A 22589-nucleotide genomic window follows, 5' to 3' on the forward strand; every position below is an offset into this window, starting at 1 on the left:
CATTGCTTAGCCTTGATCAATACAGATAGCCCAGCAAGGCCGCCCTATAGGGGCGGTGTTAGGAGAAAGCCATGGTTCAGCGTGCCGACATCAATAGCGTTCTGTCCGATATCCGTTCACTGCGTTCGCAAATGAATCAGAATCAGCGCGTCGAGCAGGACCAATCGGTGCGTGGTCGCATTGACGGCCCACGCCAGGTTGACCAACCCCGGGAAACATCGAATTTTGGCGATATGCTCGGCAAGGCGGTCAACAGTGTTAACGAAGTTCAGCAACATGCCGGTGACCTGCGGACGGCATACGATATGGGCGATCCGAATGTAGACATCACGCGTGTGATGATTGCCGCCCAGAAGTCTTCAGTGTCTTTCGAAGCTTTGACCCAGGTGCGTAACCGCGTGGTCAGGGCTTACGAAGACATCATGAACATGCCGATCTGATAACGGAGCACAGACATGGCCAGCGTTCCCGCAGAAACCACCTCAAACATGCCTGCCGCACAGGGCGGCGACAGCTCCGACAGCAACAGCGATCTGTTCATGGGATTTAACCGCCTGAATCTTTTGCGCCAGGTTGGCCTGATGGTGGGCCTCGCTGCCAGCGTTGCCTTGGGTGTTGCGGTCGTGCTTTGGGCTCAAGAGCCGAATTACCAACCTGTGGTGGGGGATTTATCAGCTTACAACCCGCAAGACGTAACCACCATTCTCGACAGCAACGGCATCGATTACAAAATGGATACGCGCACCGGCGCTTTGCTGGTGCCTTCCGATCAAGTCTACAATGCGCGGCTCAAGCTCGCCGCTGAAGGTGTAACAGACCAGAAAACAATGGGCTACGAGCTACTGGACAAGGATCGTGGCTTGGGCACATCCCAGTTTATGGAAACCGTAAGCTATCGTCGTGGCCTTGAAGGTGAACTGGCGCGCACCATCAGCAGCATGCGTGGCGTGCGTGGTGCCAGGGTTCATCTGGCTATTCCAGAGCGTTCCGTGTTTGTGCGGGATGCCAGAGATCCTACAGCCTCCGTTTTTCTCGAAGTGTTTGCCGGTCGTCGCCCCGAGCAGGAACAAATTGCAGCGATTGTGAACCTCGTCGCCGGCAGCATTCCAATGATGAACAAGGATCACGTCACCGTTGTTGACCAGAACGGCAACCTGCTGACTGGAAAAGAAAGTCAGGGTGATGGCGAGCGCATGCAGGACCAATATGAATACACCTCGCGCCTGGAAGAGCGACTTACTCGCCGTGTTGCTTCACTGGTCGCCCCGATTGTTGGCGAAGGTCGTTACCGGGCCGAAGTCTCTGCAGACCTGGATTTCTCGTCGGTGGAGCAGGCTGAAGAGCTGTTCAACCCAGAACAGCAGGCGGTTCGCAGTGAGCGTGATCTGACAGAACAACGTGTTGCCGGCTTTAACGGGGGTATTCCGGGAGCACTGTCAAACCAGCCCCCTGGCAATGCCACAGTTCCGGAGCAGGCCATTGCAAACGCGGCGGATGCGGATGGCGCAGCGCCGACAGCACCGCCCGTAAACGTGCGCAAGGAATCCACTCGCAATTACGAGATGGATCGAACGGTCAGCTATACCCGGCAGGAGTTGGGACGCGTAAGGCGCGTAACCGTTGCGCTCGCTGTTGACGATATGAAGGTGGTCAGCCCCGATACCGGTGCGATCACGTATGAGCCTTGGCCGGAGCCGGAATTACAGCGTCTGAGTATGCTGGTGCGGGATGCGGTAGGCTACTCGGCGGCTCGCGGCGACAGCGTAACCGTGATGAATACAGCGTTTGCGCCTGAAGAGACTTTCGAGTTTGAAACCCCCGGGTTCTGGGAGCAGCCCTGGTTCTGGGATCTCATGAAACAGGTATTGGCAGGGCTGGTTGTTCTGGTTCTCGTACTTGGCCTGTTGCGCCCGACGCTTAAAAGTCTTTCCGGTGGTGGTCGACGTGGGCGCGAGGATGGTTCCGGGTCCGGTGGTTACGGCGGCTACGATGACGCTGGCGGCAACGATGCCTTGCGTCAGGCTATGTCTTCTCAGGACGACCTGCTTTTGCCGGGCGCGACAGACAGTTATGATAGGCAACTGAATGCTCTTAAAGGTCTGATTGCCGAAGACCCGGCTAGGGTTTCCCAGGTGATGCGCCAGTGGGTGAATGTTGATGACTGATCAATCCGGGCTGTCGGGTGGTGATGCGCCCCAGAAGCCTCAGCGAAAAATTCCGCGGGTAGAGCAGGCAGCGATCCTGCTGATGTCTCTGGGCGAGGCAGATGCCGCCGAAGTGCTCAAGCACATGGGCCCGAAAGAAGTTCAACGGGTTGGTGTTGCGATGGCCCAGATGCGGGATGTCTCCAAAGACGATGTGACCTACGTGCTGAATCAGTTTGTGGACGCTGTGGGTGGCCAGACCGGCCTGGGCGTGGGCAATGATGACTATATCCGTGCCATGCTTACCCAGGCTCTGGGTGACGACAAGGCCGCCAGCCTGATCGACCGCATTCTCATTGGCGGCAATACCACCGGGCTGGATACGCTCAAGTGGATGGAGCCAAGAGCCGTTGGCGATATCATCCGTTACGAGCATCCCCAAATTCAGGCGATTGTTATCTCTTATCTGGACCCTGATCAGGCCGCCGAGATTCTTGCCACGCTGGATGAGAAAGTGCGCCTCGATGTCATGATGCGGGTCGCTTCGCTGGAAAGTATTCAGCCCCAGGCGCTGCAGGAACTGAACGACATTCTGGAGAAACAGTTCTCTGGTGGCTCCGCGGCTCAGACCAGTCGCATCGGCGGTGTAAAGCGCGCTGCGGATATCATGAACTTTATGGATCGCAGTATCGAAGGCAATCTTCTGGATTCAATCAAGGATATGGATCCGGACCTTGCCACTACCATCGAAGACCTTATGTTCGTCTTTGATAATCTTAAAGATATTGATGATCGGGGTATTCAGGCGTTGCTGCGTGAGGTGTCTTCTGAAGTTCTGGTTGTAGCTCTGAAGGGCGCTGATACAGCGGTTCAGGAAAAGATTTTCAAGAACATGTCCAAGCGTGCGGCCGAGTTGCTGCAGGATGATCTGGAAGCGAAAGGCCCGGTGAAGGTCAGTGATGTGGAATCGGCCCAGAAAGACATTATTACCATTGCCCGTCGCATGGCTGAAGCGGGAGAAATTACGCTCGGCGGTGCCGGTGAAGAAATGATGTGATGAAAGACGCCTCGAAAGATTTTTCCAAAGTGCTCTCTAAAGAACTTCCCAGAGACACCCGCCGCATTCCCAAGGAGCAACTAACGGCCTATGAGCGCTGGGAGCTCCCATTGCTCGATGCCAGTGGTAACGAGGTTGCCCAAGAGGAGGAGCGGAGTGTCAAACCCCTGACGGCAGGTGATATTGCCGAAATTCGCCAGGCAGCGCGAGACGACGGTCTTAACGAAGGCAGGGAACAGGGTCTGCAGGAAGGCCGCGCTGAGGGGTATGAAAAGGGCCACAAGGAAGGACTGGAAGCCGGCATGGCCGAAGGAAGGGAGCGTGGGCATACTGAAGGCTACGATGAAACCCGGGCGGAAGTAACTGCCGGCCTGGATCGCCTTGAGCCGGTGTTGGGTGAGCTTTTGTTGCCCATCCGCAAACATCAGGACGAACTTGAAACCTCGCTGCTCAATCTCACCATGGTACTCGCTCGGGCCGTTGTATACCGCGAGCTGAAAATTGATTCCTCACATATAAAAAAGGTGGTGCGCCGCGCGCTGGAGGCCTTGCCCTCAACCGCAGACAACGTCCGGATTCATGTTCACCCGGACGACTACAGTGCGGTTCGTGAAGTGGCCGAGCGCCTTGAGGCGGCGGCTTCCGTTGTGGAAGATAGCAATATTTTGCCTGGCGGCTGCCGTGTTGAAACCCGCAACAGTCTCGTTGATTTTACCGTTGAAAAGCGCTTTCAGCGGGCTGTTCAGGGCATGCTTGAGCAGCAGACAGATGACAGTGAAAGCGGTGAGCCCGAAGAGCTGAATGCGTTGATGGACGACCTGACGGACTTCCAGCGCGATGTGTTGAGTTCACCGGGGAAAACTCCGGACGAAAGCAGCTCAGACAACCCAGCCGAAGGGGAGCGTGATGACATCCTCCCTGGCTGATCGCCTGGAACGATACCAGTCTTATCTGCGCGCGGATCCTGACCCCGAGCTATCAGGCCGCCTGACCCGGATGGTAGGGCTTACGCTTGAGTGCGTTGGTTGTCCCATGGTGGTGGGTGATCGCTGTGTGATTAAAGGCCAGGGCACGGGCACCGTTGAGGCCGAAGTCGTAGGGTTTGAGGATGACAAGGTCTACCTGATGCCGCTGACCGCTATCGAAGGCCTCAAGCCGGGCGCCATGGTGGTTCCTCTATCCTCGGCCAGTAAAGTGCCTGTGGGCCCTCTTATGCTGGGTCGAGTGTTGGATGGCAGCGGCGAGCCTCTGGATGGCAAAGGCCCGCTCCTGGCTGAAGCCAGAGTTCCGCTTACTGGTGACATAATAAACCCGCTCAACCGGGCGCCGGTGCGGCAATCCATGGATGTGGGTATCCGGGCTATCAATGCCTTGCTGACGGTTGGACAGGGTCAGCGCTTGGGCCTGTTCGCTGGCAGTGGTGTCGGCAAAAGTATGCTGCTGGGTATGATGACCCGGTTCACCGATGCCGATGTGATCGTGGTTGGACTGATCGGAGAGCGAGGTCGGGAGGTCAAGGAATTTATAGAAGACATACTGGGAGAAGAGGGGCTGGCCAGATCGGTTGTGGTTGCGGCTCCGGCGGATGACTCACCGCTCATGCGTCTGCGCGCGGCCATGCTCACCACCCGGATTGCAGAATACTACAGAGACAAAGGCAAGCGCGTTCTTCTGTTGATGGATTCGCTCACACGATACGCTCAGGCCCAGCGTGAAATCGCGCTGGCGGTTGGTGAACCTCCGGCCACCAAAGGTTATCCACCTTCCGTATTTGCCAAGCTGCCGCAACTGGTCGAGCGAACAGGAAATGGTTTGCCCGGAGGCGGTTCAATCACAGCGTTCTATACCGTGCTGACCGAAGGCGACGATCAACAGGACCCTATCGCGGATGCTGCCAGAGCGATTCTTGATGGGCATATCGTGCTCTCGCGTCGGCTTGCGGAAGAGGGGCATTATCCGGCCATCGACGTTGAAGCCTCCATCAGCCGGGTTATGCCGCAAGTGACAGAAACCGAGCATTTCTCAAGATCCCAGCGCTTTAAACAGGTTTATTCACGCTATCAGCAGGCCCGGGACCTGATCAGCGTAGGCGCCTATGTGAAAGGTTCCGATCCCGAAACCGACTTTGCCATTACTCATATCGGAAATATGCGCCAGTTCCTGCAGCAGGGTCTGAACGAGCGTGCCTCGCTGGCCGAGAGTATCGAAGGGCTGCTTACCGTAGTGCCCGAACGACGCTCACCAGAACGTCGGAAATCTGCCGTTCCTGATCCCGCTGCCGTCAATGTCAGTAGAGGTGCGGGTTGATGTTGCGATCTCAGCGCCTTGCCGTGGTGCTCTCTCTGGAAGAGCGAAAGGAACAGGCAGCGCTGGAGCAAATGGGCAAAGCCCGGGAAGCGATGGAGCAGCACAAGGGGCAAGTAGAAAACCTCAATCGCTACCAGCAGGAGTACCGCGACCAGATTCGCAGCAGCCAGCACGGTGTTGTGCAGGTGAGTCGTTTGCAGGCATGGCAGGCATTTATTGCGCAGCTTGATCAGGTTATCTTGCAGCAGCAACAACAGCTGGCTCAGGCCGAAGCAGTGTTCGAGACTCGCCGGAGCGAGTGGCAGCAAGCCTGGGAGCGCCGGCGAGGTATGGAGAAATACATCGAGACCTGTCGCAAACAAGAGCAAAGCGCACAGGATGTGCAGGAACAAAAACTGTCTGATGAGGCCGCAGGCCGGGCTTTTGCGCGCCGGCGTCGTTGATCCTTGCCTTGAATTACTCGTAATCCCGAGCAAACTGACCGCGCTGAGCTATTCTAGTAGGAACACAGGTCGCTTCACATGGGGGAGCAGTGTGTTTCAATGAATACTACCGGAGGTTTCGCGGATGCCAATCCAGACCCGCCGCAGTCGTGACGGTCAGACTCAGATCATCAAAATTGAAGGGCGCTTTGACTTCAGCACCCATCAAGCCTTTCGCGATGCCTACGAGCATAGTGGCAAAGATGTGTGTGGCTACGTTGTGGATTTGTCCGAAGCAACCTATCTCGACAGCTCAGCGCTGGGCATGCTGCTTTTGCTCAGGGATCATGCCGGGGGTGACAATGCCCGTATCGTTATTGAAAACTGCAACAACGATGTCCGCAAGATTCTGACCATTTCCAATTTCGAGCAACTGTTCACCATTCGGTGAGTGCTCAGGCCGCCGGAACACCCCATGGACGAGTCCGCCGCAGAAAGTGACCCCCTGAAAATCCTCATTGCCGATGACAGCGACAGCGACCGGCTGATTCTGAAAACGATGCTGAACCGCCTTGGCCACCAGGTGCTGGATGCGGCAGATGGTCAGGAGGCTGTGGCGCTTTTTCGATCAGGCGCGCCGGATATTGTTCTTCTGGATGCAAGGATGCCTGCAATGGATGGCATGGAGGCAGCGCGGGAGATCAAACGGCTTGCGGGTGAGCGCCTGGTGCCTCTGGTTTTTATTACCTCTTTGTCGGACGCGGAAGATCTGGCCCGATGCCTTGAGGCAGGCGGCGACGGATTTCTCAGCAAGCCCTATAACCGGGTAATGATCAAAGCCAAGGTCAATGCCTTTAACCGGATGCGATTGATGCATCAGGCGCTGTCAGACCAGAGAGACCTCATGCACGAGCGCAACCGGCAACTGCTGGAAGAACAGCATGTGGCGCGCCGTGTCTTTGACAACGTTGCGCACACCGGGTGCTTGAATGCGCCCAATATTCGCTATCACGGGTCCCCTTTATCGGTTTTCAGTGGGGATGTGCTGTTTGCCTCACCTCGCCCTGCGGGCGGGATGCTTATTTTTACAGGCGATTTTACCGGCCACGGATTGCCGGCAGCCATTGGCGCCATGCCCATTGCTGAAACCTTTTATGGCATGGCCAGCAAAGGCTTTGATGGGTCGGATATTCTCCAGGAAATCAATCAGAAACTCGTGCGCATATTGCCTAAGGATATGTTCTGTTGCGGCGCGATGGTTGAAGCCGATTTCGCGCAAAATCAGCTGAGAGTATGGAACGGCGGCTTGCCCGACGGGTGGCTGGTGCGCTCCTCTGCAGCAAATTATCGCCTGCCTTCCCGGCATTTGCCGCTGGGTATCCTGAACGCTGACCAGTTTAACGCAGAAATGGAGGCCATCAGAACCCGCCCGGGCGACCGGCTTTTGCTGATGACGGATGGTGTGCTTGAGTGTAGCAACGAAAAAGGCCAGTTTTTCGGTGAGCAGGGTGTGCGACGTGCAGTCGAGGATCTGGGCTCTGCGCGGCATCCGTTTGATACTCTCATGGCGGGAATTCGCCGGTTCACGGGGCGCAAGAAGTTTGGTGACGACCTCACGCTCTGCTGTCTGGAAATGGTTGATGAAGCAGGGCTTGTGACTCTGGCAGAAGGGGCCGCGCCTTCCACCCTGGCCGGGCCAACGGAGTGGAAGTGCGTATACGAAATCCAGGGAAGTACACTGGGGGAATTCAGCCCACTGCCGTTGATGCTCCATATATGCATGGAAGTGCCTGGACTCAGGCGAAAAAGCGGCGAAATTTATACCCTGCTTTCAGAATTGTACAATAATGCGCTGGAGCATGGTGTTCTGGAGCTTCCATCTGATTGGAAATATACACCGGAGGGGTTTGGCCGGTACTATTCGGAGCGTTCCACGCGCCTTTGTGAGGTGAGTGGCCACTACATCCGATTCAGCTTCCACCATGAGCCTATGCAATGGGGTGGGCGTTTGAAGGTTGTTTGTGAAGACAGCGGCCAGGGGTTCGATTTCCAGAATCATCCAGTTCTGCAAGCCACGGAGATGGCGCAGAGCGGCCCCCGTTACTCGGGTCGCGGGCTGGTTCTGCTAAAGCGGCTGGCAGAATCCATCAGGTTTCATGAGCAGGGGAACCGGGTGGAAATTGCATATGATTGGTATTTTTAGTTAGTGATTGCATTTAATGGATGCTTTTAACAGAAGCAAGGGAGTTGGTCATGGTTGATAAGCCACACCTTGATGAAGAAGCTCTGGCAGAGCTTCAGGACGTAATGGAAAATGAATTTCCGACTCTGATTCAGACCTATCTGAACGACTCAAAAGAGCGAATCGAGGGTTTGAAGGCAGCTATGGATGGGGGGGACGCCGACGCGTTTGCCAAAACCGCCCACAGCTTCAAGGGCAGTTGTATCAATATCGGGGCTCCGCGCCTTGGAGCGCTGTGCAGGGAAGCGGAAACCGCCGGGCAAAACGAGCGTCTGGGCGAAGTGCCGCCCGTTCTGGATGCGATTCAGGAAGAATTTCAGCAAGTGACAGACGCGCTCAATCGACTGATGGCACAGGGCCTAGAGCCGGAACGGAAGCAGTAACAGGTCGCGGCTGGCATTGCTTTTGCAGCTGTTTGGGAAATCGCCTGAAAATCAGCTCTGAAAGGGGCTGAACAGTGCGTTTACCGATCAAAAGCGGCAAGAGGTTGCCATGACACAGATGGTTCTTCCCCAGACTCCCGCGCCGGGCACGCAAAAAGACGTCGGCGCATCCAAAGCTGATGCCGGTCGAGATAACGGCGCCGGTGAAAGCCGGTATGAATCTGTATCCCGTGCGGAGCAGAAACGCCTCGATCGACAGCAGTCTGCGCGTAACGACAAACCCCGGAACGCCGGGGAAGCCGGCGTCAAAGATGCCCGAAAAGAGAGTGGCGCTCAGTCCGTTAGCCAGGCCGAATCGGGTAAAAAAAGTGGTGAACCGGGCAGGGGCGGTAACACGTCCGAAGCCGGTGAAGGCAAAGTGCCTGATGACGGAACGGCGGTAAAGAGCGAAGAGACTGCGGCGGAAATGGAAGCCACCACAACTCCGCTGACCTTCGCTCAGTTGCAGGCGTTATTGCTGCCAGCAACCGGGCAGGCAGTAGTGGCCGGAGATACAGCAGGCTCTGCAGGGAGCAGCTCGGCAGCCATACAGGGCTCTGTGCTTTTTCCAGGGCTTGCCGGGGGTAATCCCGGGCAGGGTGGCAAAGCCGTATCCAGCGGCAGTGGTGGGCTGGTCGGCCTCCAAATAACCGATGCCCTGAAGTCTGCTGTCGGGGAAAAGGCCGGTTCCACCGATCCTTCTAGCCTGCTCAGTGGTGCCCGGTTTGAATCTGCCATGGATCTGGTTTCTCAGCAAAACACCAACTCCGCCGGCAAGCTTTTGGCAGAGGCTCAGGTACCCCTGAGAAGTTATGCAACATCAGTCGATGTTCCCGTAAACCACGCGGAGTGGGGGGATAAACTGATGGGCAAGCTCAGTTGGTTGACCGCCAAAAACCTGTCAGTGGCAGAGATTCACCTGACCCCGCCTGATATGGGGCCAATGGAAGTGCGGGTTCGGGTTCAAAATGATCAAGCCACTATTACTGTTCATGCAGCTAACCCGGTTGTGCGGGATCAGCTGGAACTGCATTCGCACCGGCTACGAGACATGCTGGGCGAGCAGGGCCTTGCACTGGCCCAGTTTGACGTCTCTGACAATTCACAGAACCAGCCCGGAGAGCAGGGTGCAGGCGATGGAGAAGCTTCGTCTTCTGGCTCTGGAACAACGCTTTCTGCAGCAGAAGTCGGTGAAGCAGACACTCATGTTGGCAGTCTTGACTTGAGCTGGAACGGCGCCGTCGATATTTTTGCTTGAGCGCCTGCGCCATCTCATTGAGTACTCCTCGCCAATCCGCTTTGCCCATCCCTTCGCGCGACGCTAAACTGCGGTTCTGAGCGGGAGGGTTGGGCCTTCTGGCCCGCCCTTTGCAGTCATTCTGTAAAAGTCATGGAAAAGCACTTCCATTGACGGATTTCTGGCGAAAAACACTATGGCAGAAAATAGCGCACCTGAGGCTACACCGGCCAAGAAAGGCAAACTGAAGCTGATCATCCTGGTTACGCTGGTGGTGATACTGGCGATTGCACTGTCGGTAGCTGGCACCTTGTGGTTTCTTGGTGGCGGATTGCCCGGAATGGGCGACGATGCACAAGCCGAGGACAATATGGCGGTAGAAACCTTCGTGCCAACCGCTTATCTGAACATCGAAAAAGCCCTGGTGACAACGGTTCAAGGTGAAGGCCGTCAGCGCTACGCGCAGGCCTACGTGGCTTTCGGCGCAACAGATCCGCAGGCGCTGGTCGCAGCCAAGCTGCATATGCCCCTTATTCGTAGCCAGCTTGTGATGGTGCTTGGTAGCAGTAGTTTTGCGGAACTGCAGACGCCCGAGGGCCGGCAGGGTCTTGCAGAAAGCATGCTGGCAACGGTTAACCAGGTGCTGGAACAGGAAGGCGAGCCCAGCGTCAATCAGGTACTGTTCAAGAATTTTGTAGTTCAATAGAGCCCTGACACGGGCAAGGCTTTCAGCGGCAGGACAAAGTATGCAGGATTTACTGTCACAGGATGAAATTGATGCGCTCCTCCACGGCGTGGATGATGGTGACATTGATACCTATGAAGAAGCTGATGAAACCGGCGTAAAAAACTACGATCTCGCTAGCCAGGATCGCATCGTACGCGGTCGGATGCCCACGTTAGAGATGATCAACGAGCGCTTTGCCCGCTACACCCGCATCAGTCTGTTCAATCTTTTGCGCCGCAACGCGGATGTCTCTACCGGTGGCGTCCAGATCATGAAGTTCGGTGAATACATACACACACTTTATGTGCCCACCAGCCTGAATCTGTGCAAGGTTCGCCCTTTGCGCGGAACTTCGCTTTTTGTGCTGGATGCCAAACTGGTGTTTAAACTGGTTGATAACTTTTTCGGGGGTGAGGGGCGGCACGCAAAGATCGAGGGCCGGGAGTTTACACCTACGGAAAACCGCATTGTACAGATGGTGCTTAACCAGGTTTTCAACGATATGCAGGAAGCCTGGCAAGCGGTCACCAAAGTGGATTTTGAGTATCTCAGTTCCGAGGTAAACCCGGCCATGGCCAACATTGTCAGCCCCAGCGAAGTGGTGGTGGTCAGTACCTTCCACATTGAGCTGGATGGTGGCGGTGGTGAGCTGCACTTTGCTTTGCCCTATTCAATGATTGAACCGATCCGGGATGTACTCGATGCTGGGGTGCAAAGTGACATTGATGATGTGGATGAGCGCTGGGTCAATGCGCTGCGGGAGGATATCAAGGAGGTGGATGTTCCCGTCAACACCACGGTCTGCCGGCGCAGGATTTCACTGAGAGACATCGCCAAACTCAAAGCCGGCGATATTATTCCCGTAGAAGTGCCTGAATATCTGACAGTAACGGCCAATGGTATCCCCATATACAAAGCAACCATGGGGACCCGGGACGGAAAACTGGCGCTCAGGATTCATGAACGGGCGACACGGCCCAATTCAAAAAAACAACCGAAGGTAGGACGCAATGGCTGACGACAAGAAAGACGGTCAGGAGCTGAGCGAAGACGAAAAGCTGGCAGCCGAATGGGAGGCCGCCATGGAAGAGACCGGTGAAGAGGGCGCAGAAGAATCCCGGGATGATGAGTGGGCGGAAGCTATGGAAGAAGCTGGAGAGAAGGGCGAAGGTGCCAATAGCGGCGTACGAGCAGCGCCTATGGAAGAATTCGATGAGGTGTCCATGGCTACTCAGGGCAGTGGGCCACCACCGGATCTCGACGTCATTCTGGACATTCCCGTCAGTATCTCTATGGAAGTGGGCAATACCCAGATTCCTATTCGCAACCTTCTGCAATTAAACCAGGGTTCGGTTATCGAGCTGGACCGACTCGCGGGTGAGCCACTGGACGTGCTGGTGAACGGCACGCTTATCGCTCATGGTGAAGTGGTCATGGTCAACGAAAAGTTCGGTATTCGCCTGACCGACGTCATCAGCCCCGGTGAACGCATCAAACGGCTGCAGAAATAGAATGTGGATGAAAACGGCGGGTTTATCACTCTTGCTTACGGCTATGCCTGTCATGGCCGAAGAAATAGCCAAAACGATACAGAGCAGCCCGGGCAGAACATCTGACACGCTAGGCACCCTGCTCAGCCTTGGTGCTGGCCTGTTAGCGGTCATTGCAGTGATATACGGTTGTGCCTGGATTATCCGTCGTATGAACGGGATGACGGGCATGAACAACAATGCGATCAAGGTCGTGTCTGTAATGGCCATAGGCGCCCGCGAGCGTATCGCACTGATTGAAGTGGGTGGGCAGCAGATCCTTCTCGGCATAACCCCATCGGCTATTCGAACGCTACAAATCTTTGAAGAGCCGATCGTGGATGCGAGCAACCCGGCGTCCGGAGACTTTGCCCGACGCCTGCAGGGCATGATCGGTAAATCCTGGACAGCCCCGAACAAGGAATGAACAGGCCCATGAAGGTGGCAACGCTTAAACGACTCATCCCGCTGTCTGTTCTGCTCGGCGGCCTGTTCTGGGCACCTCTGGCGTTCGCGGACCTGCCCGGCATTCCCGCCTTTACGGTGCAGCCCGGCGAGGGCGAGGGCATTCAGGAGTACTCGGTAACTTTGCAGATTCTGGCGCTGATGACCGCGCTGACGTTTTTGCCCGCCATGCTCATGATGATGACCTCCTTCACTCGCATCATCGTGGTGTTTGCTATCCTGCGCCAAGCGCTGGGCCTGCAGGCAACGCCCTCAAACCAGATACTGCTCGGGCTTGCGCTCTTCCTCAGTATTTTCATCATGAAACCTGTTCTCGAAGAAGCCAATCGCGTCGGGTTACAGCCGTACCTTCAGGAAGAAGTTACGTCGCTGGAAGCGGTTGAACTGGCCAGCCAGCCCTTCAAGAAATTCATGCTGGAACAGACCCGGGAAGACGACCTGGCGCTGTTCATGCGTATTGCCGACGTTCAGTACGATACAGCACAGGATGTTTCCTTCTGGATCCTGATGCCTGCGTTCGTGACCAGCGAGCTCAAAACAGCGTTTCAAATAGGGTTTATACTGTTTATCCCGTTTCTGATTCTCGACATGGTTGTGGCCAGCGTACTGATGGCAATGGGTATGATGATGCTGTCACCCATTATCATATCGCTGCCATTCAAGATCATGCTGTTTGTTCTGGTGGATGGCTGGGCCCTGATCATGGGCACGCTGGCCGCCAGTTATGGGATATAGGAGGAAACCATGACTCCGGAAACTGTTATCGACATCCTGCGGGAAGCACTGTGGATGATCGTGCTCTTCGCGTCCGTGATTATCGGCCCGGGGCTGGTTATTGGCCTTGTAGTGAGTACCTTTCAGGCCGCCACCCAGATCAACGAACAAACGCTCAGTTTCCTGCCGCGCCTGTTGGTAACGCTCATTGTTATCATCGTTTTGGGGCCCTGGTTACTGACCAGACTTCTGGATCACGCACACCGGCTGATCTCCAGCATCCCTTTCCTGATCGGTTGATCCATGACGCCCATGGAACTCAATGCAGATATGCTTGGCCAATGGGTTGGGCAGCACCTCTGGCCGCTGTTCCGCCTGGCCAGCTTTCTGATGGTTATTCCCATTTTCGGAACCCAGTTGGTACCTGCCAGAGTGCGCCTCGGGCTGGCGCTGTTAATGACCATACTGATCGTTCCCATGATCCCGGAAGTGCCCAAGGTTGAGGCCCTGAGTGCCGACGCTGTCATCATCACCTTGCAGCAGATTCTGATCGGCGTAGGCATGGGGTTTGCGCTGACAGCCCTTTGGCAGCTGTTTGTTGTCGCCGGCCAGATGATTGCCATGCAGATGGGCCTGGGTTTTGCCTCCATGGTCGACCCCGCCAACGGGGTCAATGTGCCAGTGCTGGCTCAGATCTACACCATAACCGTTACCTTGCTGTTCCTGGCCATGAACGGCCACCTGGTAGCGTTTGAAGTCTTCATCGAAAGCTTTCGAACCCTGCCCATCGGAATGGAAGGCCTGGGGCAAACGGGAGTCTGGGAGTTGGCACACCGTATAAGCTGGATGTTCACCTCGGCCATGTTGCTGGCACTGCCGGCTGTAACGGCTGTACTCATTGTCAGCATATCTTTCGGCGTAATGACCCGGGCGGCGCCACAGATGAACATTTTCGCCCTGGGTTTCCCGATTGGCCTGATTTTTGGATTGTTTGCCATATGGGTGCTGCACGCCAACTTTCTGCCGCACTTTGAAAATTACACACGGCAAACCTTTGAGTTTATGCGAAACCTTCAGGGGCAGCCCTGAACGGGCCCTGGCGACACCTCAAGAGTTAGAGCATGGCAGAAGAGAACGACAACAGTCAGGAGAAAACCGAAGAGGCCACCCCCCGAAGGCTTGAAAAATCCAGGGAGGATGGCCAGACAGCCCGGTCAAAAGAGCTCGCCACCATGGCCGTTCTGATCGCCGGCGCCGGTGGGTTGTTGATGTTCGGATCCCAGCTGGGCGCCGCCATGGAGGCCATCATGCGCGACGCCTTCACGCTGGAGCGCTCGGCCATATTCGACACTCGGCACATGAGCATTCAGCTCATGGCCTCCGCTAAAGAAGCCGGCTGGGCTTTGGCGCCCATCTTCCTGCTCTTGCTCGTCGCTGCCGTTGCCGGCTCCATAGGCATTGGAGGACTGCTGTTCAGCGGCAAAGCCATAGCCCCCAAACTCAACCGCATGGATCCGATCAAAGGCCTGGGCCGGATGTTCTCCATGCGTTCGCTGATTGAACTGGTCAAAGCCATCGCCAAAGTGGGCCTGGTTATGGCCGTAGCCATTTTTATCCTGAACGTCCGCACCGAAGACCTGCTTGCCATCGCGGAAGAGTCCTCTGTGCCGGCGATGGAGCATGTACTCTGGACCTTGGGCTGGAGCTTTTTTGTGCTCTCTTGTGCCACCATCGTCATTGCGATGATCGACGTGCCGTTCCAGATTTTTGATCACCAGAAAAAACTGCGAATGACCAAGCAGGAGGTCAAAGACGAGTACAAAGACAGTGAAGGCAAGCCCGAGGTCAAAGGCAAAATCCGTCAGCTTCAACGGGAAATGGCCCAGCGCCGCATGATGCAGGATGTACCCACGGCAGACGTCGTCATCACCAACCCGACCCACTACGCGGTAGCTTTGAAGTACGATCCTGACTCCATGGGCGCACCTATGGTCGTGGCTAAAGGCAATGACGAGACCGCCTTCAAGATTATGGAAATTGCCCGTGAGTACAAAGTCGAAATTCTCCGTACGCCACCGCTTGCCCGTGCTGTTTACCACAACAGCGACATAGGTGATGAAATCCCGGATGGCTTGTATATGGCTATTGCTCAGGTGTTGGCTTACGTGTTCCAGCTTCGGCAGTTCCGTAAGGGGCGCGGGCCTAAGCCCGGGATGCCTGATTTACCGATTCCTTCTGATTTGCGGCGGGATGTCTGAGTTGGGTTTCTAGCCTGCTAGTTTGGGGGTGGGAGTGGTGGTGGCAGAGCGGTTCAGGACACGCTGCGAGCCCATCCATGGGGGCTTGACGGTGGCCGTCCTTGGCCACCGACAGTCCTGAACCGCTCTGCCACCACCACTCGTCAGGCCTCACGATATCGCCAAAGCTTAAACGCATAATTGTGGCGTTGCTTTAGCTTCTATGGATGTTTGAGGCTAAATCCATTGCTATCAAAAAAGGGATTTTGTCGACGCGGTATCTCGAAAGTTAAACAGCAGGCGTGCAGAACCCCCTTCCAAAAATGTTGGAGGCCATGGACGGCCGGAAACAAGCGCACATGGATGTGCTCGTAGCGGTTTTTGGAAGGGGGTTCTGCACGCCTGCAGGCACCTAAATCACAGGCTGCCTGCAGACGAAAACCGGTGTTTGATAATACCGGAGTGGCGAGGTAACGCTTTAACGTCAGTCTTCTTTATGCTCGTAAATCGCCTTGCCCCAGGCCTCGCGGCTGCCCGGAAGTATCAGGTTCAGGATGATGGCTGCCACCGCACTCAGGGCGATACCCTCAAGGTGGCCGATAACCATGCCGCCGATACCGAACACCAGGGTCACACCCACGATAACCAGATTCCGCGCCAGAGAAAGATCAACCTGGTGGCGAATCAGTGTACTCATGCCGACAACTGCAATGGAACCGAACAGCAGGCATAGAATGCCACCCATAACCGGTACCGGAATTGTCTGCAGAACCGCGCCGAATTTTCCCACAAAGGCCAGAACGATCGCCGTACACGCCGCCCACCACATAACCTTCGGATTAAAGTTGCGGGTCAGCATCACAGCGCCGGTTACTTCAGAGTAGGTCGTGTTCGGTGGTCCGCCCAGCATGGCGGCAGCGCTGGTAGCCAGGCCATCGCCCAGCAGAGTGCGGTGCAGGCCGGGTTTTTCGAGGTAGTTTTTGCGGGTAACGTTGCCAATCGCCAGAATATCACCGATGTGCTCAATGGCCGGCGCAATGGCAACCGGAATCATGAACAGGATAGCGCCCCAGCTGAACGCTGGCGCGACGAAGTTGGGAACCGCAAGCCAGGGTGCCTGCTGGATAGGAGTTGTATCAACAATGCCTGCGAGCGCAGACAAAACATATCCAACAATCACACCAAACATGATCGGAATCAGGCGAAAGATACCCTTGGACCAGACCGACGCAATGATGGTCACCGTCAGCGAGATCATTGCAATCCACAGAGCCGTATCCTCTGGAACCAGTTGAGCAGCACCATCGCCGGTGCGGCCTGAGGCCATGTGTACCGCAACGGGCGCCAGCCCAAGACCAATCACCATAATAACCGGGCCGATAACCACCGGGGGTAGAAGGCGAGTGACAAAGCCTGTACCACGCAGCCGTATTGCACCGCTAAGTAAGATATAGAGAATACCCGCTGCCATCAGACCGCCCAGCGTCTCCTCAAGGCCGAATTTGCCTTTGGACGCGATAACCGGTGCGATGAATGCGAAGGATGAGGCCAGGAAAATCGGGATCTGGCCGCCGGTCACAATATGGAATATCAGCGTGCCCAGGCCGGCGGTGAACAGTGCAACGTTGGGATCGAGGCCGGTGATCAGCGGCATCAGAACCAGAGCGCCGAAGGCTACGAGCAGCATCTGAGAGCCGGCAATCGCCTGCTTCCAGACGGGATCCTTGGTGTGGTCGTCCATGATCAGGCGTCCTTCTGCTTGGTACCAAAAATCTTGTCGCCGGCATCGCCGAGCCCTGGCAGGATGTAGCCTTTTTCATTCAGACAGTCGTCCACGGAAGCGGTATAAATAGAGACATCCGGGTGCTTGTCCAGAACTTTTTTGATGCCTTCCGGTGCTGCCACCAGCACCAGCGCACGAATTTCGGTACTTCCGGCTTTCTTGAGTACGTCGATGGTAGAAATCATCGAACCACCGGTGGCAACCATCGGGTCAACGATCAATGCCATGCGTTGATCCAGCTCGCCAACCAACTTCTCCAGATAAGTGTCGGCTTCCAGAGTTTCCTCATTCCGGATCTGTCCCACCACACTGACCCGGGCTACGGGGATCAGACTAAGAACACCGTCGAGCATGCCTAGCCCCGCACGCAGAATGGGTACAACCGTGATTTTCTTACCGTGAATTTGCTCCACCTTCACCGGGCCAGCCCAGCCTTCAATGGTTTTTTCCTGAAGGCTGAAATCCTTGGTGGCCTCATACGTCAATAAAGCGCCAACTTCCTGCGCCAGTTCACGAAAATTCTTGGTGCTGATCTCCGCGCGGCGCATCAGGCCGAGTTTATGTCTGATCAGGGGGTGTTTTACCTCGTGGACTGGCATGGGCTCACCTGCTTGTGTGTTTGGGGATGTGTGGTTAAAGGTTCAGTGTCGCGTTTTAGTGGCGCAAGGATACCGTATCTTGGAATGTGAGTCAGGCAGGTAAAGCCAGCTTGCGAACGAAAATTTAAACACGATGGTATGGATCTTGCGGTATCACTGAAAAAGACGCCTGGGTGTCAGAATTTCGACCCTGAAAACGCCTTCATGAACAGTGAATCGGAGATGCTTCCGGCATGGACAGAGCTTTAGTCCTTAGTAACGTCAAAACCCTGACGCGGGGCAACCTCGGCGTGCCTGTCATGCTGATGGGCCTGCTGGGCATGATGATACTGCCCATGCCCGCCTTTCTCCTGGACGTGTTTTTCACGTTCAATATCACTCTCTCGATTGTCATTCTTCTGGTCTGCGTATACGCGCTGCGGCCGATGGAATTTGCCTCCTTTCCCACGGTATTGCTGGTAGCAACCCTGTTGCGTCTGGCGCTGAATGTGGCTTCAACCCGAATTGTATTATTGGAGGGGCATGAAGGCGGCGATGCGGCGGGTAAGGTTATCGAATCTTTCGGGGCGGTGCTGATCGGCGGTAACTACGCAGTTGGTCTCGTGGTCTTCGCCATTCTGATGATTATCAACTTCCTTGTTGTTACCAAGGGTGCCGGCCGGGTTTCGGAAGTCAGCGCGCGCTTTACGCTGGATGCGATGCCGGGCAAGCAAATGGCCATTGACGCCGATCTGAACGCCGGCCTTGTCAATCAGGAAGAAGCCAAGCACCGGCGCGCCGAGATAGCGCAGGAGGCGGATTTTTACGGCTCCATGGATGGTGCGTCCAAGTTTGTAAAGGGTGATGCTGTCGCCGGCCTGCTGATCCTCGCGATCAATATTATTGGTGGTGTCGCCATCGGAATGATCCAGCATGGCCTCGATTTCGGGCTTGCGATGGAACGCTACGCATTGCTTACCATTGGTGACGGCCTGGTAGCCCAGATTCCGTCTCTGCTGCTTTCTACCTCCGCTGCCATCATGGTTACCCGGGTAACCTCCAGCCAGGATATGGGCGGACAGATTCTTCAGCAGATGTTCAATGCACCCAAGGCCCTTGCGATCGCGGCCGGCATTCTTATTCTGCTGGGTCTGATTCCCGGAATGCCCCATGTGGCGTTTCTGGGGCTAGGCAGCCTTGCTGCTGCGGCCGCCTGGTTTATCTGGAAGAAAGACCAGCAGACGGTGGAAGAGGGAGGCATGTTCCCGAGCCGGGGAGGCGCGGCTGTGGCGCCCGGTTCCGGCGGGCGCGATATTGCTCTGACAGGTGACTCGGGTGGCGATCCGGGCCGCCAGTTGCCTGCGCCGGGGGAAACCCGTGAACTGGGGTGGGACGATGTGGCAACGGTGGACATTGTGGGGTTGGAGGTGGGCTATCGCCTGATTCCGCTGGTCGATAAATCCCAGGGCGGCCAGTTGCTGAGCCGCATAAAAGGTGTGCGTAAAAAGCTGTCCCAGGACATGGGCTTTCTGATGCCCTCCGTGCACATTCGCGACAATCTGGACCTGATGCCTAATGTGTACCGCATTACGCTGATGGGCGTGACTATCGCAGAGGCGGAAATACACCCCGACCGGGAGCTGGCGATCGACCCAGGTCAGGTATTCGGAAAAATAGAGGGCATAGAAGGTAAGGATCCTGCCTTTGGCCTGGATGCGAGCTGGATTGAGCCGGGAAAGAAAGACCAGGCCCAGACCCTTGGCTATACCGTGGTTGACGCCAGCACCGTAGTTGCGACACATCTGAACCAGATTCTGCAGAAACACGCTCACGAATTGCTGGGACACGAAGAAGTCCAAAAATGGCTGGACCAGTTGGAAAAAGTGTCACCAAAGCTGGCTGAAGAACTGGTGCCGACCACCGTGTCCATCAGCCTTCTGCTCAAAGTGCTCCAGAACCTGCTAAAAGAAGAAGTTCCCATCCGCGATATGCGCTCCATTGCTGAAGCCATGGTGAACGTGCACCCGAAGAGTCAGGACCCCAGGTTGTTGACCACGGTGGCGCGTCAGGCGCTGCGCCGTATGATCGTTCAGAGCATCTGCGGCAACGATCAGGAAATACCGGTTATTACTCTGGATCCAGATCTGGAACAGTTATTGCTGAAGTCTGTTCAGCAGAGTCAACAATCTGGCGGCCAGGAAGATATAGGCATGGTTCTGGAGCCAAACATGGTGGAAAAACTGCAGCGCTCACTACAAGACAGCGTGCAGCGCCAGGAGATGCTGGGCAAGCCCGCCATTTTGCTGGTATCCGGACCGCTGAGGCCGGTGCTGGCAAAGTTTGCCAGCTACGGTGTGGAGAGGTTACATGTGCTCTCCTACCAGGAAATACCGGATAACAAACAGATTACGATCGTGGCGTCCGTGGGCCAGTAAGCACGCGGATGAAAGAACGGACAGCGCCAAAACGGCGTTGCCGGTGGAGGATGCAATAACATGAAAGTGAAACGTTTTTTTGCCAAAAGCATGGCCGAAGCGCTGAAGCAGGTCAGTGAACAGATGGGCCCGGATGCTGTCATCCTCTCTAACCGGCGTGTCGACGGGGGCGTCGAGATTGTCTGTGCGCTGGACTACGACGAAAATATGGCGCGCCAAAGCCTCGGCGACAAAGCTATCGAAGCCACCAATGGATCCCGGCTCGGTGAAATGCAGGCAGAGCAGCACCGCCGCCTGGAAGATGAGCTAAGCCGTTCCCGCTCCCGTATTCGCGATGTCCGGGAAAATCGCGCAGTGCGTAACCAGGGCTATGTCGACGCCTCGTTTGCTGAGCTGCATGAAGCTTCAACTGATGGTTTCGATGCGCCGCGCTCCACGGGCAGCAGCAATACTGACTACTCTGATGAGCTCGCCCGCATGCGCGCAGAAATCAGTTCTTTGCGGGACCTCATGAGTGGCCAGCGTGGAGAACCGGAAAAGCCTGGTGCTAATGCGGTTCAACAACGGCTTGCAGAGCGGCTGCAGGAGTTTGGCCTGAGCCCGGATCTGGCAGGCTCTCTCTCTCGCCGACACAAAGGCGGGAAGCTGGATGACGGCTGGAAACAATCCTTGAAAATGCTCGTTACCGGTGTGCGTACACCACACAAGGAGTGGCTGGACGAGGGCGGAGTTTATGCGCTGGTTGGCCCTACGGGCTCTGGCAAGACCACTACCATTGGCAAACTGGCTGCCCGGTATGTGTTGAAGCATGGCGCCGATTCGTTGGCGTTGGTCACCACCGATCGTTATCGGGTTGCCGCGCATGAGCAGCTTTTCGTATTTGGCCGCATTCTGAACGTGCCGGTTCGAGTGGTAGACGAAAGCCACACGCTGGATGATATTCTTGACGAACTGTCGGATCGTCATCTGGTACTGATTGATACCGCAGGGTTGACCAGCTCAGACAAGGGCTACCAGGAGCAACTGACAGAGCTTGCCCGCAGTCACCACAAGGTGCGCACGCACCTGGTTGTTTCTGCAACCAGTCAGCCGCGTATTATGAAATCCGTATGGCATTGCTATAAGATGGCAAGTCTTACTGGCTGCGTGATGACAAAGATTGACGAGGCCCTCACGCTGGGCGAATCTCTGGGCTTTGTAATGGAGACCGGATTACCGGTGGCCTACTACACAGATGGTCAGAAAATTCCGGGGGATCTGCATCACGCCGAAGCGGTTCCGCTTGTGCGGTTGGCTGTTGAACGTCTTAAAATGCTTCAACAAAAGGCAGCAGCAGAACGCTTACCCAGCGCTGAGCGGCCGCGCGAAATGGCATGAAGCCGTGAAGATCCGAGTTGTACCCAGCTATAAGTCATAACCGGCTAAACGTTGCAAGAGATAATAAACAATATGAGCAAAGCACATCCGGTACAGGTGATCGCAGTTTCCGGCGGCAAGGGCGGTGTGGGCAAGAGTAACGTGTCGGTCAATCTTGGCATTGCTCTGGCGCAGAAGGGCAGGCGTGTTGTTTTGCTTGATGCCGACCTGGGTCTTGGCAATATTGATGTGCTGCTTGGCATTACAGCCAACCGTACGCTGCAGGATGTGCTGGCGGGCGAGTGCGATCTCAGAGACATACTGGTTAATGGCCCCGGCGGTATCAAAATAGTTCCGGCCTCTTCTGGCACGCAACGCATGACCCAGCTCAGTCCGATGGAACATGCCGGGCTTATCAATGCGTTCAGCGAGTTGGGCGACCAGATTGATGTGCTTATCGTGGACACGGCTGCCGGCATTTCCGAGTCGGTCGTGAGCTTTCTCAGGGCATCCCAGGAATTGCTGCTGGTGGTCTGCGATGAGCCGACATCGATTACAGACGCTTATGCTCTGATTAAACTGATGAATCGGGACTACGGCACAAACCGCTTCCGGATTCTTGCCAATCAGGTAGGAAACGAGCAGGAAGGCCGCCATTTGTTTGAAAAATTGACCCGGGTTACGGAACGCTTTCTGGATGTGGCATTACAATATGTGGGTATGGTGCCGTACGACGAAGCTGTGAAGAAAGCGGTCCAGCGCCAGAAGGCTGTTCTGGAAGCTTACCCCCGAGCCAAGGCGTCGCTCGCTATCAAGGCATTAGCCGACAAGGTAGAAAGCTGGCCGCTGCCTTCATCCCCCCGCGGGCATCTGGAATTCTTTGTGGAGCGGCTCGTCGAAGTCTGAAACGGACCCCGTCAAACAATACCGGATA

At 55.8% G+C, this 22589-nt stretch carries 23 protein-coding genes; 21 read left to right on the forward strand and 2 right to left on the reverse strand.

The window, feature by feature from the left end; translation table 11 throughout:
• The first annotated feature begins 71 nt into the window (after nucleotides 1-71).
• The 18 genes from fliE to flhB all read left to right on the forward strand — a co-directional run bounded on the left by fliE (nucleotide 72) and on the right by flhB (nucleotide 15524).
• Nucleotides 72-440: a flagellar hook-basal body complex protein FliE gene (fliE, locus tag FFI90_RS02055; RefSeq protein WP_144776048.1), complete on the forward strand. Its 369-nt coding sequence runs from the start codon at nucleotides 72-74 to the stop codon at nucleotides 438-440.
• 15 nt (nucleotides 441-455) lie between these two features.
• The gene (fliF, locus tag FFI90_RS02060) at nucleotides 456-2165 is read left to right on the forward strand and encodes a flagellar basal-body MS-ring/collar protein FliF (protein WP_144776050.1); all 1710 of its coding nucleotides are present in this window, start codon (nucleotides 456-458) and stop codon (nucleotides 2163-2165) included.
• The gene (gene fliG, locus FFI90_RS02065; protein ID WP_144776052.1) at nucleotides 2158-3201 is read left to right on the forward strand and encodes a flagellar motor switch protein FliG; all 1044 of its coding nucleotides are present in this window, start codon (nucleotides 2158-2160) and stop codon (nucleotides 3199-3201) included. The genes fliF and fliG overlap by 8 nt, the downstream gene beginning before the upstream one ends.
• A complete protein-coding gene (locus tag FFI90_RS02070) occupies nucleotides 3201-4127 on the forward strand; it encodes a flagellar assembly protein FliH (RefSeq protein ID WP_144776054.1) in 927 nt (308 codons plus the stop codon). Before fliG ends, FFI90_RS02070 begins: the two co-directional genes overlap by 1 nt.
• Entirely contained in the window at nucleotides 4108-5508 is a 1401-nt protein-coding gene (gene fliI / locus FFI90_RS02075) for a flagellar protein export ATPase FliI (RefSeq protein ID WP_144776056.1), read from the forward strand. Before FFI90_RS02070 ends, fliI begins: the two co-directional genes overlap by 20 nt.
• Entirely contained in the window at nucleotides 5508-5951 is a 444-nt protein-coding gene (gene fliJ, locus FFI90_RS02080; protein ID WP_144776058.1) for a flagellar export protein FliJ, read from the forward strand. The genes fliI and fliJ overlap by 1 nt, the downstream gene beginning before the upstream one ends.
• Before the next feature lie 124 nt (nucleotides 5952-6075).
• Nucleotides 6076-6381, forward strand: coding sequence for an STAS domain-containing protein (locus tag FFI90_RS02085; protein ID WP_144776060.1), 306 nt, complete (start codon nucleotides 6076-6078; stop codon nucleotides 6379-6381).
• Nucleotides 6382-6405: 24 nt separating this feature from the next.
• Entirely contained in the window at nucleotides 6406-8133 is a 1728-nt protein-coding gene (locus tag FFI90_RS02090; protein ID WP_144776062.1) for an ATP-binding SpoIIE family protein phosphatase, read from the forward strand.
• Between the two features lie 50 nt (nucleotides 8134-8183).
• Entirely contained in the window at nucleotides 8184-8555 is a 372-nt protein-coding gene (locus FFI90_RS02095) for an Hpt domain-containing protein (protein WP_144776064.1), read from the forward strand.
• A gap of 109 nt (nucleotides 8556-8664) precedes the next feature.
• Nucleotides 8665-9852: a flagellar hook-length control protein FliK gene (locus FFI90_RS02100; RefSeq protein ID WP_144776066.1), complete on the forward strand. Its 1188-nt coding sequence runs from the start codon at nucleotides 8665-8667 to the stop codon at nucleotides 9850-9852.
• Nucleotides 9853-10027: 175 nt separating this feature from the next.
• The gene (locus FFI90_RS02105) at nucleotides 10028-10537 is read left to right on the forward strand and encodes a flagellar basal body-associated FliL family protein (protein WP_144776068.1); all 510 of its coding nucleotides are present in this window, start codon (nucleotides 10028-10030) and stop codon (nucleotides 10535-10537) included.
• Between the two features lie 40 nt (nucleotides 10538-10577).
• Nucleotides 10578-11576, forward strand: coding sequence for a flagellar motor switch protein FliM (gene fliM, locus FFI90_RS02110; RefSeq protein WP_144776070.1), 999 nt, complete (start codon nucleotides 10578-10580; stop codon nucleotides 11574-11576).
• On the forward strand, nucleotides 11569-12069 hold the full coding sequence (fliN, locus tag FFI90_RS02115; protein WP_144776071.1) for a flagellar motor switch protein FliN: 501 nt from the start codon (nucleotides 11569-11571) through the stop codon (nucleotides 12067-12069). Before fliM ends, fliN begins: the two co-directional genes overlap by 8 nt.
• A gap of 1 nt (nucleotide 12070) precedes the next feature.
• A complete protein-coding gene (gene fliO, locus FFI90_RS02120; RefSeq protein WP_144776073.1) occupies nucleotides 12071-12514 on the forward strand; it encodes a flagellar biosynthetic protein FliO in 444 nt (147 codons plus the stop codon).
• Between the two features lie 8 nt (nucleotides 12515-12522).
• On the forward strand, nucleotides 12523-13287 hold the full coding sequence (gene fliP / locus FFI90_RS02125; RefSeq protein WP_144776075.1) for a flagellar type III secretion system pore protein FliP: 765 nt from the start codon (nucleotides 12523-12525) through the stop codon (nucleotides 13285-13287).
• Nucleotides 13288-13296: 9 nt separating this feature from the next.
• On the forward strand, nucleotides 13297-13566 hold the full coding sequence (gene fliQ / locus FFI90_RS02130; protein ID WP_144776077.1) for a flagellar biosynthesis protein FliQ: 270 nt from the start codon (nucleotides 13297-13299) through the stop codon (nucleotides 13564-13566).
• Nucleotides 13567-13569: 3 nt separating this feature from the next.
• Nucleotides 13570-14355, forward strand: coding sequence for a flagellar biosynthetic protein FliR (gene fliR, locus FFI90_RS02135; protein ID WP_144776079.1), 786 nt, complete (start codon nucleotides 13570-13572; stop codon nucleotides 14353-14355).
• Nucleotides 14356-14387: 32 nt separating this feature from the next.
• Complete coding sequence (gene flhB / locus FFI90_RS02140) at nucleotides 14388-15524, forward strand: flagellar biosynthesis protein FlhB (RefSeq protein ID WP_144776081.1); 1137 nt, start codon at nucleotides 14388-14390, stop codon at nucleotides 15522-15524.
• 463 nt (nucleotides 15525-15987) lie between these two features.
• On the opposite strand, the gene FFI90_RS02145 is transcribed toward flhB, so the two are convergent.
• Together FFI90_RS02145 and upp are read right to left on the reverse strand one after the other, a co-directional pair.
• Complete coding sequence (locus FFI90_RS02145; RefSeq protein WP_144776082.1) at nucleotides 15988-17244, reverse strand: uracil-xanthine permease family protein; 1257 nt, start codon at nucleotides 17242-17244, stop codon at nucleotides 15988-15990.
• A 2-nt stretch (nucleotides 17245-17246) separates the two neighbouring features.
• On the reverse strand, nucleotides 17247-17885 hold the full coding sequence (gene upp / locus FFI90_RS02150; protein WP_144776084.1) for a uracil phosphoribosyltransferase: 639 nt from the start codon (nucleotides 17883-17885) through the stop codon (nucleotides 17247-17249).
• Between the two features lie 233 nt (nucleotides 17886-18118).
• On the opposite strand from upp, the gene flhA reads away from it, so the two are divergent.
• From flhA to FFI90_RS02165, 3 genes are all read left to right on the forward strand, one after another.
• Nucleotides 18119-20299, forward strand: a complete 2181-nt coding sequence (flhA, locus tag FFI90_RS02155) for a flagellar biosynthesis protein FlhA (RefSeq protein ID WP_144776086.1) — start codon at nucleotides 18119-18121, stop codon at nucleotides 20297-20299.
• Nucleotides 20300-20359: 60 nt separating this feature from the next.
• Entirely contained in the window at nucleotides 20360-21676 is a 1317-nt protein-coding gene (gene flhF, locus FFI90_RS02160; protein WP_144776088.1) for a flagellar biosynthesis GTPase FlhF, read from the forward strand.
• Between the two features lie 72 nt (nucleotides 21677-21748).
• The gene (locus FFI90_RS02165) at nucleotides 21749-22561 is read left to right on the forward strand and encodes a MinD/ParA family protein (RefSeq protein WP_144776091.1); all 813 of its coding nucleotides are present in this window, start codon (nucleotides 21749-21751) and stop codon (nucleotides 22559-22561) included.
• Nucleotides 22562-22589: the final 28 nt, after the last annotated feature.

It is taken from the genome of Marinobacter maritimus, assembly GCF_007671675.1.
Classification (GTDB): Bacteria; Pseudomonadota; Gammaproteobacteria; order Pseudomonadales; family Oleiphilaceae; genus Marinobacter; species Marinobacter maritimus.